11 protein-coding genes are annotated in these 14,295 nt (G+C 64.0%); 4 read left to right on the top strand and 7 right to left on the bottom strand.

Annotation, left to right across the window (positions count from 1 at the left end):
- Nucleotides 1-6: 6 nt before the first annotated feature.
- Both CFB35_RS30300 and CFB35_RS30295 read right to left on the bottom strand, forming a co-directional pair.
- On the bottom strand, nt 7-1,260 hold the full coding sequence (locus tag CFB35_RS30300) for an efflux RND transporter periplasmic adaptor subunit (protein WP_089465996.1): 1,254 nt from the start codon (nt 1,258-1,260) through the stop codon (nt 7-9).
- Nucleotides 1,261-1,484: 224 nt separating this feature from the next.
- Nucleotides 1,485-2,366: a LysR family transcriptional regulator gene (locus CFB35_RS30295; protein ID WP_089465995.1), complete on the bottom strand. Its 882-nt coding sequence runs from the start codon at nt 2,364-2,366 to the stop codon at nt 1,485-1,487.
- A 594-nt stretch (nt 2,367-2,960) separates the two neighbouring features.
- On the opposite strand from CFB35_RS30295, the gene CFB35_RS30285 reads away from it, so the two are divergent.
- The gene (locus CFB35_RS30285) at nt 2,961-3,941 is read left to right on the top strand and encodes an AraC family transcriptional regulator (RefSeq protein ID WP_179231815.1); all 981 of its coding nucleotides are present in this window, start codon (nt 2,961-2,963) and stop codon (nt 3,939-3,941) included.
- Between the two features lie 69 nt (nt 3,942-4,010).
- Here CFB35_RS30285 and CFB35_RS30280 read toward each other — a convergent pair whose 3' ends face one another.
- Together CFB35_RS30280 and CFB35_RS30275 are read right to left on the bottom strand one after the other, a co-directional pair.
- Nucleotides 4,011-4,961, bottom strand: coding sequence for a LysR family transcriptional regulator (locus CFB35_RS30280; RefSeq protein WP_059579558.1), 951 nt, complete (start codon nt 4,959-4,961; stop codon nt 4,011-4,013).
- A 305-nt stretch (nt 4,962-5,266) separates the two neighbouring features.
- Entirely contained in the window at nt 5,267-6,565 is a 1,299-nt protein-coding gene (locus CFB35_RS30275; RefSeq protein WP_089465994.1) for an adenylosuccinate synthase, read from the bottom strand.
- 140 nt (nt 6,566-6,705) lie between these two features.
- Between CFB35_RS30275 and gcvA the strand changes: the two genes are divergently transcribed.
- Nucleotides 6,706-7,611, top strand: coding sequence for a transcriptional regulator GcvA (gene gcvA, locus CFB35_RS30270; protein WP_089465993.1), 906 nt, complete (start codon nt 6,706-6,708; stop codon nt 7,609-7,611).
- Between the two features lie 153 nt (nt 7,612-7,764).
- Here gcvA and CFB35_RS30265 read toward each other — a convergent pair whose 3' ends face one another.
- Nucleotides 7,765-8,079 (bottom strand): hypothetical protein, encoded by a 315-nt coding sequence (locus CFB35_RS30265; protein WP_059579550.1) that lies wholly within the window; start codon nt 8,077-8,079, stop codon nt 7,765-7,767.
- 2,070 nt (nt 8,080-10,149) lie between these two features.
- On the opposite strand from CFB35_RS30265, the gene CFB35_RS34740 reads away from it, so the two are divergent.
- Together CFB35_RS34740 and CFB35_RS30250 are read left to right on the top strand one after the other, a co-directional pair.
- Entirely contained in the window at nt 10,150-10,383 is a 234-nt protein-coding gene (locus tag CFB35_RS34740; protein ID WP_124659385.1) for a hypothetical protein, read from the top strand.
- Between the two features lie 127 nt (nt 10,384-10,510).
- The gene (locus tag CFB35_RS30250; RefSeq protein ID WP_059579547.1) at nt 10,511-11,827 is read left to right on the top strand and encodes a replication initiation protein; all 1,317 of its coding nucleotides are present in this window, start codon (nt 10,511-10,513) and stop codon (nt 11,825-11,827) included.
- 96 nt (nt 11,828-11,923) lie between these two features.
- On the opposite strand, the gene CFB35_RS30245 is transcribed toward CFB35_RS30250, so the two are convergent.
- Both CFB35_RS30245 and CFB35_RS30240 read right to left on the bottom strand, forming a co-directional pair.
- Nucleotides 11,924-12,952 (bottom strand): ParB/RepB/Spo0J family partition protein, encoded by a 1,029-nt coding sequence (locus tag CFB35_RS30245; RefSeq protein ID WP_059579544.1) that lies wholly within the window; start codon nt 12,950-12,952, stop codon nt 11,924-11,926.
- The gene (locus CFB35_RS30240) at nt 12,945-13,640 is read right to left on the bottom strand and encodes a ParA family protein (protein ID WP_089465992.1); all 696 of its coding nucleotides are present in this window, start codon (nt 13,638-13,640) and stop codon (nt 12,945-12,947) included. The genes CFB35_RS30245 and CFB35_RS30240 overlap by 8 nt, the downstream gene beginning before the upstream one ends.
- Between the last annotated feature and the right edge of the window lie 655 nt (nt 13,641-14,295).

Here is a 14,295-nt window from a genome sequence, read left to right as displayed (position 1 = left end):
TCCCTGTTATTGCGCGCTCGACGCGGCGGTCGAACTCGCTGCGGCATTGGCTGCGGTAGTCACCGGCGTGGCGCTTGCCGGCGCGGCGCCGGCCGATGTGGCGGATGCGGCGTCCGGCGCCGGGGCGAGCTGCGCGGCGACGGTCTTTACCGTCGCGCCCGGGCGCACCTTGTCGACGCCCTGCACGATCACGTGATCGCCCGCCTGCAGACCGCCTTCCACGATCCAGTTCTGGCCTTGCATGCCGGTCGTCTTCAGCGGACGCGGCTCGACCTTGTTGCTGGCGTTCACGACCATCGCGATCGCCTGCCCCTTCTGGTCGTGCGTGACGCCGATCTGCGGCACCAGGAACGCGTTCTCGTTCACGCCTTCCTCGATCCGTGCGCGCACGAACATCCCCGGCAGCAGCACGCGGCCCGGGTTCGGGAACACCGCGCGGATCGTCACCGAGCCGGTGGTCTGGTCGACCGTCACGTCCGAGAACTGCAGCTTGCCCGGCTCCGAGTAGGTCTTGCCGTCTTCCAGGATCAGCGACACCTTCGCCGCGCCCGGGCCGCTCGTCTTCAGACGGCCGCTCTGCACGTCCTGGCGCAGCTTCAGCCCTTCGAGGCTCGACTGCGTGAGGTCGACGTACACTGGATCGAGCTGCTGCACCGTCGACATCAGCGTCGCCTGGCTCGCCTGCACGTAGGCGCCCGGCGTGACCTGCGAGATGCCGACGCGGCCGCTGATCGGCGACATGACATCCGTATAGCCGAGGTTGATCTGCGCGGTGTCGACCGCCGCCTTGCCGGCCGCGACGTCCGCCGCGGCCTGGCCTTGCGTGGCCACCGCGTTGTCGTAGTCCTGCTTGCTGACCGCGTTCGCGGCGACCAGCACCTTGTAGCGCGCGACCAGCGCGTTCTGCGTGACGAGGTTCGCCTGCGCCTTCGCGAGCGTCGCCTTCGCGCTGTTCAGCGCCGCGATGTACGGCGCCGGATCGATCTTGTAGAGGCGCTGACCGGCCTTGACGTCGGTGCCTTCGGTGAATTCACGGCGCAGCACGATGCCGTCGACCCGTGCACGCACTTGCGCGACGAGGAATGCGCTGGTGCGGCCCGGCAGGTCGGTGAAGACCGGTACGGCTTGCGGCTGGACGGTGACGACGCCGACTTCCGGCGTTTGCGGCGGCGGTGCCGATTCTTTTTTTCCGCAGGCAGCCAGGAAAACCGCGGCTGCCGCGACAGTGATTAAGCGGTATGGAACCCGTTCGACGCGCATGGAGCGACCTCTCACAATTAGACGACCTTCAATGGGAATCATCAGATCTCCTCATGGCCCTGACGCGCGGCGGACCTGCAGCTTCCTGCCCGCCGCGGATGCGGACGCGTGTTGCGGGTGTGCGTTGCACCCTGCGGAGCGTTCGTGTGCCGAACTGCTTCCGAAAAAGAACGGCGAGCCCGCGCCTCCGGCGGGTTCGCGTTGCCATGGATTCGGCCAGACCGCTAGCGCGCGGGTCGAAATGCGGCGCCGGCGAATTCGATGAACGCGCGCGCGGCAGCCGGCAGACGCGCGGCACGCGCATGCGCGAGCTTCAGCGTGACGGGCGCGAGCGGGTGGACCGGGGCCACGCGCACCAGCGTGCCGGCCGCCAGATCGGCATCGACGAGATACGCGGGCAGCACCGCCGCGCCCATGCCGGCGACGGCGAGTCGTCGCACCATCTCGAGATGGCCGACGCCCGTATTGCCGGGTGCTACGCCGGATCGAATCCCGGCCGCGCGGTCGTCGTCGGCCGCCGCCCGCTCCAGCCGCACGGCTGCGATGTCCGGCCAGTCGCCCGACGCAGCCGCGCCGCCGTGCGCGGCGACGTAAGCCGGCGCCGCGACGCGCACGGATTCGTACGCAGCCAGCGTATGCAACGCATGCGCGCCGGACACCGGCATGCCATCCGTCAGGAACGCGACGTCGATGTCCTCGGCAGTCAGGTCGACATGGGCATCGGTCAGCGTCACGGTCGGCCGCACGTCCGGAAACCGGTGCACGAAACGATCGAGCAACGCGCTCAACTGGCTGAGCCCGAACGCAACCGGTGCGGCCACGCGCAATACGCCTTCCGGCTTGCTGCCCATCGCGACGAAACGGCCGTCGATCTCGTCGATCGCACCGAGGATCCGCTCGACGCGCGCGAGATACAGCTCGCCGATTTCGGTCAGCGACTGATGGTTCGTGCTGCGTTGAAGCAAGCGCGCGCCGAGGCGCGTCTCGAGCGCTTCGACGAGCCGGCTCGCCATCGCCGTCGACACGCGCAAGCGCGTCGCCGCCCGACGAAACCCGCCTTCCCTTGCCACCGTCACGAATGCCCGAATCGATTGAAGTTGGTCCATTTCTCCGGATTCCCCTGCGCGCACGACTGCCCGTATCCCTGCACCGGACGCCGTGCCGCGCGCCGGCCCGCATCGAACCGGCCAATGCGGCGGCCCCGACGCCGGCTCATCCGGATCGGTCGGCCCGTGCGCGACAGACGCGGTCCGGCTTGCAACGGACGCAAACCGGCCTCGGCAAACCCGATGCACGATCGTTCAATAGCAGTCCTGAGTCTTTCCCGGCGATTCGCCGCGGCGACGCACGCGACAAGGCCGGCGGCGACCGCGCATCACGCGCACGGTATTGCCCGCGCCATCCGGGCACGCTGAATCGCATTTCTTCAGCAGGTGCAATGGTAGGGAAACCGCCGGGAAATGGCTTGCCCGATCCTGCGATTGTTTTGCCTTAATTTCCGAATTTGTGCGCCGCACACCGTGCAACGGCGCGTGACGCATCCGTCGAGCATGCAGGTCCGGATGATCGGGCTAATTTCGGACAGGTTTAGGCAATCCCGCGCACGCAACTTCACAGTACGATTGATCGCCGTGCCAGCACCTCGACAGGGGACGGCAGCCGCGCATCGCATCGCCCACTCCGTCAACCGCTCATGCAACATGGAAATCGACGCCCGAACGCCACCGCAACCGCGCACGCCGTCGGATCATGATGGTTGGTCGCCAGCCCGGTCGCCTGCGGCCCGGCTCGCGGCGCTGATCGCCGCGTACGCGCCGCACGACGGCATGTTCGACCTCCCGCTGCGCGGCATGCGCATCGCGCGTGCTTGCGCGCCGCCGGCGCAGTGGAGCCACGGCGTGCACCACGCGTGCCTGAGCATCGTCGGGCAAGGCGCGAAGTCGATGCGGGTCGGCGACGATACCTACACGATCGACGCATCGCGGATGCTGGTCGCAACCGCCGACCTGCCCGTGACCGGACGCGTGACGCGCGCGAATCCGGCCGAGCCGTTCCTTTACGTGCAGCTCGCACTCGATCCGCATCGCATCGCGGCGCTCACGCCGCGCGTGTTTCCGCGCGGGCTGCCGAAAGCCGTCGACTGCCGGGCACTCGCGACGCACGACGCGACGCCGGAAATCGTCGACGGCATCGCCCGGCTGATGCACCTGATCGCGCAACCGGACGACCTCGATCTGCTCGCGCCGCTGATCGTCGACGAAATCCTGATCCGGCTGCTGCGCGGCCCGTCGGGCGCGCGCGTCGCGCAGATCGGCGACGCCGGTTCGACCACCCAGCGCATTTCGCGCGCCGTCGCCTGGATTCGCGACCATTACCTCGACCCGATGGCGGTCGACTCGCTCGCGCGGCAGGTGGGGATGAGCCCGTCGACCTTCCACCATCACTTTCGTGCGGTCACGTCGATGAGCCCGTTGCAATGCCAGAAGGTGCTGCGGCTGCAGGAAGCGCGCCATCTGATGTGCCTCGCGTCAATGGACGCGCGGCAGGCGTGCCGAAGTGTCGGCTACGTGAGCGCGTCGCAGTTCAGTCGCGAATACGCGCGGCTGTTCGGCGATGCGCCGGGCCGCGACGTCGCGAGGCTGCGCGACGAAGCCGTGCCGCTGTCGCGCGTCATACCGTGAATGGATATCGCGTGCGAGGCGGCGGTTCGTCACCTGCTCGATCGTCGGGCGGCTGCGCCCTCACGCGAATCAGGCATGACGGGATGCGCAGCAAGCATTCGATGCAGCCTCGTCGGCGGCCAGCATTTCGGGCACGCACTCCCGCAGGAAATCGACGAACGTGCGGATCTTCGCATCGAGATACTGACGCGACGCATACAGCGTGTAGACCGTCAGCTTCTGCAGCCGGTAGTCGGGCAGCACGCGCACCAGTGCGCCGCTCGCGAGCGCGGGCAGCGCCGCCGACATCGGCAGCGAGCCGATCCCGAGCCCCGCGCGCAGCGCGGCGCCGAGCGCATCGGCGATATTCACTTCGAAATCCGGTACCGGCAGCTCGAACGTTTCGCGGCCGTTCGGGCCGTCGAGATGCCAGCGGTCGCGCGGAAAGAGCGGCGTGACGAGCCGCAGGCACGCATGCCCGGCGAGATCGCTGACCGTGCGCGGTGTGCCGCGCGCCTTCAGGTAGGCAGGCGACGCGCACAGCACGCTGCCCACGTCGCCGAGCCGCTGCGATACCAGCCCGGAATCGGGTAGCTCCGTCGTGCTCAACTGCAGCGACACGTCGTAGCCTTCGTCGATGATGTCGGGCACGTGCTGCGACAGCGTCAGCTCGACCGCGACGGACGGATAGCGCTCGCGGTAGCGCACGACCGCAGGCACCACGTAGGACTGGCCGAAACTCGTCGTCGCATGAACGCGCAGCCGTCCGGACGGCTTCGCCTGTGCATCGGCCGCCTCGGCTTCCGCTTCGTCGATATAGCCGAGGATGCGCTGGCAGCGGTCGAGATAGCGCTGCCCGGCGTCGGTCAGCGCGATGCGGCGCGTGCTGCGGTTGAGCAGGCGCGTGCGCAGATGCGTTTCGAGTTGCGCGACCGAGCGCGACGCGTAGGCCGTCGTGATGTCCAGACGCTGGGCCGCGCTCGTGAAGCTGCCCTCCTCCGCGACCCGGACGAAAATGCGCATCATCTGTAACGTGTCCATCGACCTGTTCCCGGGGATTGTCACGTCGCACCGCCGTGCAGCCACGGTGCCGACGGCGCCGGCACACGCCGGTCCGGCGCGAATTGTGCGGAACAGTACAGCAGCGTTGCAGGCGTGTCCAGTTCGTCGTAGGCGGCGTGATCCGGCTGCCGAATCGTGCTGCCGGGCGGCTCGCCGGACGGCATCGGGACCGTGCATACAGGCGTATCGGACGTACCGACGGGCCAACGGCATCGGCCGCCGAAAACGACCCGCAAACCGTCATGCCGCCAGCCGCTCGATTGACGCCGTTCGCATCTCGCGCGTTACGCAGCGCCCGCCGCATCGAACGGATTGCGCAACACGATCGTGTCGTCGCGCTCCGCGCCGGTCGTGATCATCGACACCGGCGCACCCGCCACGGCCTCGATGCGCGCGACGAAATCCCGCGCGGCCCGCGGCAGCGCCGCACGCTCGCGCACACCCTTCACGGAGCCTTGCCAGCCTTCGAACCGTTCGTAGAGCGGCTTCGCGCGCGACTGCGCATCGAGGCTCGCGGGCAGATGGTCGACGCGCGCGCCGCCGAATTCGTAACCGACGCACAGCTCGATCGATTCGAAACCGTCGAGCACGTCGAGCTTGGTGAGCGCCAGCGAATCGATGCCCGAAATCCTGACGGCCTGGCGCAGTTGCGCGACGTCGAGCCATCCGCAGCGACGCGGCCGGCCCGTGTTGACGCCGAACTCCTGTCCACGCGCGCGCAGCGTTTCGCCGGTGGCGTCGGTCAGCTCGGTGAGGAACGGGCCGCCGCCGACCCGCGTCGCATACGCCTTCGTGACACCCAGCACGTGGCCGAGCTTCGCCGCACCGAGCCCGGTGCCCGCCGCCGCGGCCGACGCCACGGTGCCCGACGACGTCACGAACGGATACGTGCCCCAGTCGATGTCCAGCATCACGGCCTGCGAACCCTCGAACAGAATGCGCTCGCCGCGGTCAGTCGCGTCGTTGAGGTCGGCCCAGACCGGACGCACGAACGGCAAGATCTTCGGTGCGAGCGCAACGAGTGTCGCCAGCATCGCGTCGCGATCGTACTCGTCCAGTCCCAGGCCGCGGAACCACGCGTTGTGATGATCGACCAGCACGTCGAGCCTGGCGGCGAGCCCGTGCGGTTCCGCGAGATCGCCGACGCGCAGCCCGCGACGCCCGACCTTGTCCTCGTAGGCCGGCCCGATTCCGCGCAACGTGGTGCCGATGGGCGCGCGGCGCAGCCGCTCCTGCGCCTGGTCGATCGCGCGGTGAATCGGCAGCACCAGCGTCGCGTTCTCCGCGATCGACAGGTTCTCCGGCGTCACCGGCAGCCCGAGCGCGGCCATCCGCCCGATTTCCGCGAGCAGCGCTTCGGGGTCAAGCGCCACGCCGTTGCCGATCACGCCGCGCTTGCCGCGCACGATACCGCTCGGCAGCAGCGCGAGCTTGTACGTGTTGCCGTCCACGACGAGCGTGTGCCCCGCGTTGTGGCCGCCGTTGTAGCGTGCGACGAGATCGGCCTGTGCCGACAGCCAGTCCACGACGCGCCCCTTGCCTTCGTCACCCCATTGGGCGCCCACGACCACCACGTTCGGCATGCTCCGCACTCCATGTGAGAAATTCAGACACTCGTTCGGCCGAATCGGCCGTTTATGTGCCATATTGGCGCAGCAGGAACACCCGATCAACCGATTAAACCTGAACCATCGTGTGAGTAAATTTCACACGAAACGATGCAATGGCCCGACGTCTCCCTCCGTTGAATTCGCTGCGCGCGTTCGAAGCCGCCGCGCGGCTCGGCAGCTTTACGCAGGCCGCCGACGAGCTGTGCGTGACGCACGGCGCGATCAGCCGGCACGTGCAGCAACTTGAAACGTGGCTCGGGCGGCCGCTGTTCGAACGCCACAACCGGCGCGTCGAACTGACTGCGTCCGGACGCGCGTACCTCGCCGAGGTCGGTGCATCGTTCGACCGGATCGCGCTCGCCACCGCGCAGCATTTCGGCCACGCGCAGCAGCGCGTGTTGCGTGTCAGCGCGCCCGCAACGTTCTCGCTGCGCTGGCTCGTCCCGAAGCTGTCGTCGTTCCAGGTCGCGCATCCGGCCATCGAGGTGCGGCTGTCGACGTCGAACGAGCCGATCGAAAAGTTGCGCGACAAGGTCGATCTGATCGTTCGCGGCGGCCCGCAGGCCGTCGACGGATACGTCGCGGAGGAATTCCTGTCCGAAGTCCGGCTGCCGGTGTGTGCACCGAAGTTGCTGGAGGGCCGGTCGCTGGATACGCCCGCCGATCTCGCCGGCTTCACGCTGCTGCACGCGGCGACCCATCCGGGCATGTGGCCGGAATGGTTCGCGGCCGCCGGGCATCCGAATCTCGTCCCGCGGCACTCGCTCACGCTCGAGCATTTCTACCTGACGTTGCAAGGCGCGCTCGACGGGCTCGGCGTCGCGATGGGACCGATCGCGCTCGTCGCCGACGACATCGCCGAAGGCCGGCTCGTGCAGCCGTTCAGCGAACCTGCGCTGCCGCCGTGGCGCTACTTCACGTATGTGGCGTCCGCGCGAGCGGATGACGACGCCGTACGCGCGTTCAAGGACTGGCTGAAGGTGGCGGGGAGCGCGACTGCGTCGGACGGGCAGGATTGATCGCACCCGCCCGCGGGGCGTGCATCGTCACGACATACAGGATTCCGAATTAAATGGAATAAACCTGCCGAACGTTCTTGCCTTCACGCATCGCGTGATCGCGATGCACGCGGCAAGCCGCGGATCGAACCGCGGCTTGCCGCCGAACGACGCTTACTGGCTTGCCGCACCGGCGGCCTTCTTCTCCGCGTTCTGCAGGTTCTGCGGATAGTTCGGATCATTGGCCGCCGGCTTGTAGCCGGCGTCTTCGAGTTTCTTCAGTTCGGCGTTGTTCTTCGCACGCGCGGCCTTGCGCTCGGCTTTGCGTTTGGCCCTGGCTGCCTTGCGCGCTTCGCTCTTCGCTGCCTTCGCGTCCTGTGCAGCCGGCGCGCTGGCGGCATCGGTCTGCGCAAACGCAGGAACCGCCGAGCCGAACAGGAAAGCGGCTGCAGTAGCAGCCAACGTGAGTTTTCTGATCTGGATTCGCATCGCTGAACTCTCTTTTTTGATAACTATCACGGTTTGAAAGACCATCGAGATACCGCCCCCGCCCTGATCGATCGTCATGTCGCGATCAGGACCTGTGCATCATAACCGTGTCGCAAAAAATGTGGCGCGAACGTGACGACGGAATCGGGATACACGTATGGGAGACAACACGGTTTCCGCGGTCGGTGACGCGAGGAGTCGTATGCGATACGGCGCGACGCGCCGACGGCCGTTTCATCGGTGGTGATATCGATGCGCGCATGCGCGACGTGAAGATCGTCGTCCTTGCTCGATCACCGCAACAGCAGTCGATCCGTACGTCGCATCAGCGGGCGATGCGGCTCGAGCGGCGGTTTCTCCCATAAACGACCACGATTCGGTTCGTGGGCGATCGAGACGACTACATTGCGTCGTTGCGGCGGGCGGTAATGGTCCCGCACGCTTCGCGGCATCGTGATGCAGAAAGTACCTGTGGAGGCAAGACGCTTCGTCGATCGGCAGGTCTGACGGGAAAGGTGGGGTTGCGTGAACGGCGGAGACGTCGGTCCGACTGATTGCAGGAATGCACGGGAACCCGATATGAACGAGCAACGCTTGTCGGGTAAATGCGCTCATGGCGGTGGAGACTTGTCCGTTCGGGCGACCGTGCGTGTCGACGTGTCGGGCGCCGCACATGGATGCCGATCGTTTCCTGTTTGCTCCCATCAATGGTTCCTTATCTGCACGGAGCCGCGATCCACACAGCCTGCTTATACCTGTGCTCCGCCCGATCGGTGAGCTTTTACGGGATTCCAGGTTCTTTGGAAGGTGAGCAGGTTCGGGAGCAGTGGGCCAATTCGATTGCGGTGAGCTTCGGCATCGATGAAGTGTTCACATTCGCTCGGGTGCTCTCGATGAATCCCGTCAAGATCATCCCTGGCCCCGGGAATCCGTGCGCGGCATTTCGGCGCCGGGCGTGTTTGCGTGCCGTGGCACGAGTCTTTCCCTGCCTGTGACGGGTCCCGCACGGTGCCCGGCTCCAAAGGTAGAAAAACGGACGGGACGCACGGAAGAAAAGCAGTCCGGCGCGGGTCCCTCCCGCACAGTCCACAGGCTAAATTTGGCGAGTGGCTTCCCATGCGCGCGACAAAAAACTTGTCCATGGACGAGGCAGCACGAGGACAAAAAACCACTCGCGTGGCGGTGCAGGATGATTTCGAACTGCTGTGGGGAAAAGTGACGGCATCCGTTCCGCCGCTCCAGCGTAGATGGCGGGCTGCCAGGGGACAGGTTTCGGGGTCCCATAAACGGGAACCTCTCTGCCGAATCCGGGGATTTCTTCCCATAAGTTTCTACGTTTCGAGGTTTGTGAGTGGGCGCTCACCTCCTCGGAATGCATTGTCAGGCCTGGAGCCTCCCAGAAACGGCGCCTTGAACAGGGCCGAGCGGCGTGGACCCAGTGGTTGAGGGGCCTCGCGTCCCACAGATGGCTCCCATTGGTAGCGGTTTATGGGGTTCGTTTTTTTGTGCAAGCACACGTGTGTTTACATCTTTGGTAAACCACGTTTACTTCTTTAACTACTTTTAGACGGCTCACAGCCTTATCTGGCAAGGGTTTGAGCCGTGTTCGGTACCCATTTATGGGAGCACAGGTGGAAGGGTTTGGGGTTTCAGGTCTGTGGATTTGGGGTTTGGGGTACCGCGTTGTGGGGAGTCAGGGTTGTGGATATGGGGCGAACGTATCCGGTTATGGGAAATCGACCATCCATCTCGTTGGGTAGCCGTCTATGGGAACACATGAAGGTAGCTTTTTATGGGGTTCTTTTCTCGGCCGGTAGTCGGATATGTGCACGGCGATTTCCTTCGGGTAGCCGGTTATGGGGAATCTCGAAGGTACCCGTTTATGGGAGCCCTTCGGAGTCAATTCGCTGTCTAGCGCCCGCCGGTTCCACGAAGCCTTCCCATAGACAGGACCGATACCGTACACAGGTTACCTTTTATGGGGAACCGGAATGGTTGCCAGTTATGGGGGCGATTTCCACCTTCGGGACAAACAGCAAGACTATCGAGGATGCTTACAGGTACCCTCCTATGGGAATCGATGAAGGTAGCAAGCTATGGGAGAAAACAGCGGTGGTGCTGCGGGGCACCACGAATCCTCCCGACGATCTCGATTCCGCTCATTTGCCCCCATGGATGGCTACCTTCGCCGTGGCAAATCTTGTGCCGGGCTTGCCGGTGCCGACAGGAAAGGTAGCGGCTTTTGGGAGGAATTTTGATCAAAAGGTAGACGGATATGGGGCGCTGCGCAAGTCTATCAATTGAAATTTTTCCTTTGTTATCTGATGCTTAGGCGGGATAGTGAAAGTGATGCTGGAGCAAGGACGTTGCTCCGTCGCGCGAAAAGGTATAAAGTCCGCTTTCAATAAGGCAACCTTACCCGGACACCACGATGCCGCGCAAGCCCGCAAGCAAAGGCTCAGACAAACAGGTTTCGCTGTTTCAGACCCCCGAGCCACCCGACTTGCTGCGCAAGGCGGTCCAGGCGATTCATATCGCGCCGAAGTCGGGAAAGATCGGCCTGCAGCAGCGCAAGATGTTCAGCTCGCTGATCAAGAACGCGCTTCGGCAGGAGGCGTTCGAGCCGGGCCGGACGAGTTTCTCGATCTCGATCGCGTCGCTGTCGCACGAGAGCGGGCTGAACAGCAACAACACGAAGTACGTGAAGGACACGGTCAACTCTCTGATCAGCACCGTCGTCAACTGGGACTACCTGGCCGCGGACCGTTCGACGGTCTGGAAAGCGTCAGGCCTGCTCGCCGGCGCCGAACTCGAGCAATCGGTGCTGAAGTACAGCTTCTCCGACCAGATTCGCAGCGAACTGCTCAACCCCGAGATCTACGCGCTGATCGATATGCGCATCGCTCGCGAGTTCCGGCGGTCGCACTCGCTTGCGCTATGGGAAAACACGGTGCGCTACGAAGGAATCGGCATCACCGCGAAGATTCCTCTGCCGAAATTCCGTGACCTGATTCTCGGCCAGGACAAGGCGTCTCAGTCGTACAAGGAGTACAAGCTGTTCAAGAGCAAGGTGCTGGTGCCGTGCATTCAGGAGGTGAACGAAGTATCGGACCACACGCTCGAGCTGATCGAACACAAATCCGGCCGCAGCGTGGAAGCCGTGCAGTTCAAGGTAACGCGCAAGCAGAGCACCGATACGGTCGAAGAAGGCGACGTCAAGAATGAAGCGCTGGTCGAGGAAGTCGCGAAGTTCGGCATTCCGCGCTCGGAAGCGCGCCGGCTGATCACGCAATACGGCGTGCAGCGCATCAAGGCGGCGATCGCCTATACGCTCAATCGAACCACGAAGAAGAATGCGGCGCCGGTCGACAACGTCGCCGCGTATTTCCGCAAGGCGCTGACGCACGGTTACACGCTGGCCGACGGGCAGGGAACCGAAGCGGCCGCACCGGCGAAGGAATCCGCGCAGAGCAAGCAGGAACAGATTCGCGACAAGTATCTGGCGGCGAAGGTCGAGGAAGCCGGCGCGTATTTCCGCGAGCTGGAGATCGACGACCAGACCAAGCTGATCGAGCGTTACAACGAGACGGTGGCGGGTTCGAAGGACCTGACGCTGTCGCCGAAGAAGAAGGCGAGCAAGCTTGCGCAGACGAGCTTCTTCCGATGGCTGGCGCTCGATACGTGGGGCGAGCCTACCTCGGACGACCTGCTGGAATTCCTGCTGAAAAGCAGCCTCGCGGGCAACTGAACGAGGCCTCGCCATCGTGCGCGCCGTGCACCGGACCGTGTTGCGGTCCGGCTTCGCGACGCAGCGCGCGGGGCGAGGCCTTTTGCCGGGGGCGCGTTACTTTGCCGTTGCCGCCAGCTCGGCGACGTACGCGTCGATGACGGTCTTGAGCTTGTCGGCGAGCGCTTCCTGGTGGGATGCGTCGACGCCCTTGAGCTGCAGATCGAGGCGCCCGTCCGGATAAGTCTTCAACTGGCCGATCGCGCGCGATTCGAGCGCAAAATCATGACGAACGCTGTAGCGCGTGCGGCCGGCCTTCTTGGCGCCGTCGCTCTGCGCACGCAGGAAATTCTCGAGATCGCGGACGGATTTCTTCCGTTCGATCACGGCCGTCAGCAGCCGGTCGGCCGTCGCCTCGCCCAGGCGTTCGAAGATCAGCTTCAGGAAGTACGCCGCCTGCAGGCCGACCACGTCGTTGGCACTGGCCATCCGCTCCAGCAGCGTGTTCGGCAGCGCGTTCAGCGACAGCGTCTTGCTGATCGACGCCTTGTCCTTGCCGATTTTCTCCGCCAGCGTGTTCTGGTCGGCAAAGACCTTCTCGTCGAGGAGACGTTTCCACGCGACCGCATCGTCGAAGATCGTCTGGCGTTCGTGGTCGTGGTTCGCCCGATACGCGATCGTATAGAGCTGCTCGGGCGTGTGATCCGTGCGGAACGTCGCATTGATCGTCTCGTCGCCGTTGATGCTCGTCGCGCGCAGCCGGCGTTGCCCGTCGATCACGACGAGCTTGCCGGGAAACTCGGGGAGCCGTGTGACCTTGATCGGCTCGATCTGCCCTTCCCGTTTCAACGTCAAGGCAAGCTCGTGCAGGCTCGATTCCGAGTAGAACACGCGCGGGTTGAACGGGTTCGGGATGCAGTCCTTCACCAGCACCTTCTGCGGCGCACCCAGATCGGGCGTACCGGCGGGCGTGGTCGCGGCCGGGGTACCGGCGGGCGCGGCTTCGGCGACGGCAACCGGTGCGGCCGCCGGCTCGGGCAGCCGCGTTTCGAGCGCCGCATTTTCCTGCGCGAGTCCGCGCAACAGGCCGGCCGCCAGATGCAGGTTGCCGGTCGGCTTCTTGTCTTTCGAGGTGTCCTTAGCCATGGGCGGCTCCGGTAGCGCGCGTCGACGCGATGTATTGGGCCATCTCCGTGACCAGCTTTTCGATTTCCGCGCGGGCTTCCTTCAGGCCCTTCAGGTATCGATTGTGGTGATGGATCGTGGTGCCGAGCGCGAACGTCTGACGATAGACCTCGCGTTGCGCGATCTGGCTGTCGAGCAGATGCTCCCCTATTTCTTCTGCTCTTAGAATTTTTAAAATTTCTTCACGCATTTTAGTTTTTCCATTAACGCTATTCAGCATTAGTGCGGAAGAAAGTTGAGGATTTCGAATGGCGCGCATCGACTCGATCATGCGGATCATCGCGACGGTGCTGTACAGATCGGCCGGTGACGGCGAAAGCGGCACCAGGCAGAAATCCGCCACTTCGAGGACGGAGGCGATACGAGGGTCTTCGAGGTTGCCGGGGCAGTCGACGACGATCACGTCGAAGTTCGCGTCCTGCTTCTTGATCTCGCCGCCGATGCCGCGGCCGGCGGGAGCCAGCGAAAGCACCGTCATCGGCAACGTGTTTTCCCCGCTCGTGACCCACCGGACGGAAGTGCCCTGAGGGTCGGCATCGATCAACGCAACCTTGTTGCCACCGGCTTCGAACGCAGCCGCGATGTTGACGGAGATGGTCGTCTTTCCCGTCCCACCTTTTTGATTACTGACGGCGATCTTGAAAGCCATTAAATTCCTCCAAGGAGTTTTGCGTAATATATGCAGTTATTTGCAGAATGTCCAGAAATGCGTTCAATATCACGAACGTTTTATTGATCGCTGTGGTTGTTACGTGACAAATAGGCCGAACGGCCAGGCGTTGCTAAACCATCGATTCGTAAAAAACACGCCATCACGGTTGCAAAAAAGAACGCCGAAGTGAAAAACTGGATTTTTCTTTGGCGCCATAACGAACCCGGTTGGGCGAAGGCCGGGTGCCTCATCGTGCTTTGGTTTCACTCGAAACTTGATACGACTTCGTGCCGTTGATAGACGCTGATCGGCGCGGTCGCGCGGGCATCGTCGTTGGCATCGCGAAAACAGCCGGTTGTCACGTGACAAGTCTCCGGATATCGACGCTTCCCGGAATGTACGGCGCGCGGAAGCCTTCGATGCGATTGCGACGTTGGCTGCGAAGAAATCACTTCAATAAATTTACAGAGGCGCCAGCCTGTGAGTACGTATGCTTATGTGGCAGAGGGACGAGTTGTCACGTGACAAACAGCGCCAAGCGGGCCCGCGGATACCTTGGCATCGTCAAGACCGTTGAAATGGGTCGATGCTACACGGCCTAAGAGACATATTGCTCGGGAAGACAGGCGTGGACGATAGCTTTCGGTTCGTC

The organism is Burkholderia sp. AU16482 (genome assembly GCF_002223285.1).
Taxonomy (GTDB): Bacteria; Pseudomonadota; Gammaproteobacteria; order Burkholderiales; family Burkholderiaceae; genus Burkholderia; species Burkholderia semiarida.
Note: the sequence above shows the minus strand (reverse complement) of the source record. Positions and strands in the feature narration are given on the sequence as shown.

Bases quoted from the DNA above. Each gene is read 5' to 3' on its own strand.
- CFB35_RS30300 (WP_089465996.1), bottom strand. From the start codon at position 1,260: ATGCGCGTCGAACGGGTTCCATACCGCTTAATCACTGTCGCGGCAGCC.
- CFB35_RS30295 (WP_089465995.1), bottom strand. From the start codon at position 2,366: ATGGACCAACTTCAATCGATTCGGGCATTCGTGACGGTGGCAAGGGAA.
- CFB35_RS30285 (WP_179231815.1), top strand. From the start codon at position 2,961: ATGGAAATCGACGCCCGAACGCCACCGCAACCGCGCACGCCGTCGGAT.
- CFB35_RS30280 (WP_059579558.1), bottom strand. From the start codon at position 4,961: ATGGACACGTTACAGATGATGCGCATTTTCGTCCGGGTCGCGGAGGAG.
- CFB35_RS30275 (WP_089465994.1), bottom strand. From the start codon at position 6,565: ATGCCGAACGTGGTGGTCGTGGGCGCCCAATGGGGTGACGAAGGCAAG.
- gcvA (WP_089465993.1), top strand. From the start codon at position 6,706: ATGGCCCGACGTCTCCCTCCGTTGAATTCGCTGCGCGCGTTCGAAGCC.
- CFB35_RS30265 (WP_059579550.1), bottom strand. From the start codon at position 8,079: ATGCGAATCCAGATCAGAAAACTCACGTTGGCTGCTACTGCAGCCGCT.
- CFB35_RS34740 (WP_124659385.1), top strand. From the start codon at position 10,150: ATGGGAATCGATGAAGGTAGCAAGCTATGGGAGAAAACAGCGGTGGTG.
- CFB35_RS30250 (WP_059579547.1), top strand. From the start codon at position 10,511: ATGCCGCGCAAGCCCGCAAGCAAAGGCTCAGACAAACAGGTTTCGCTG.
- CFB35_RS30245 (WP_059579544.1), bottom strand. From the start codon at position 12,952: ATGGCTAAGGACACCTCGAAAGACAAGAAGCCGACCGGCAACCTGCAT.
- CFB35_RS30240 (WP_089465992.1), bottom strand. From the start codon at position 13,640: ATGGCTTTCAAGATCGCCGTCAGTAATCAAAAAGGTGGGACGGGAAAG.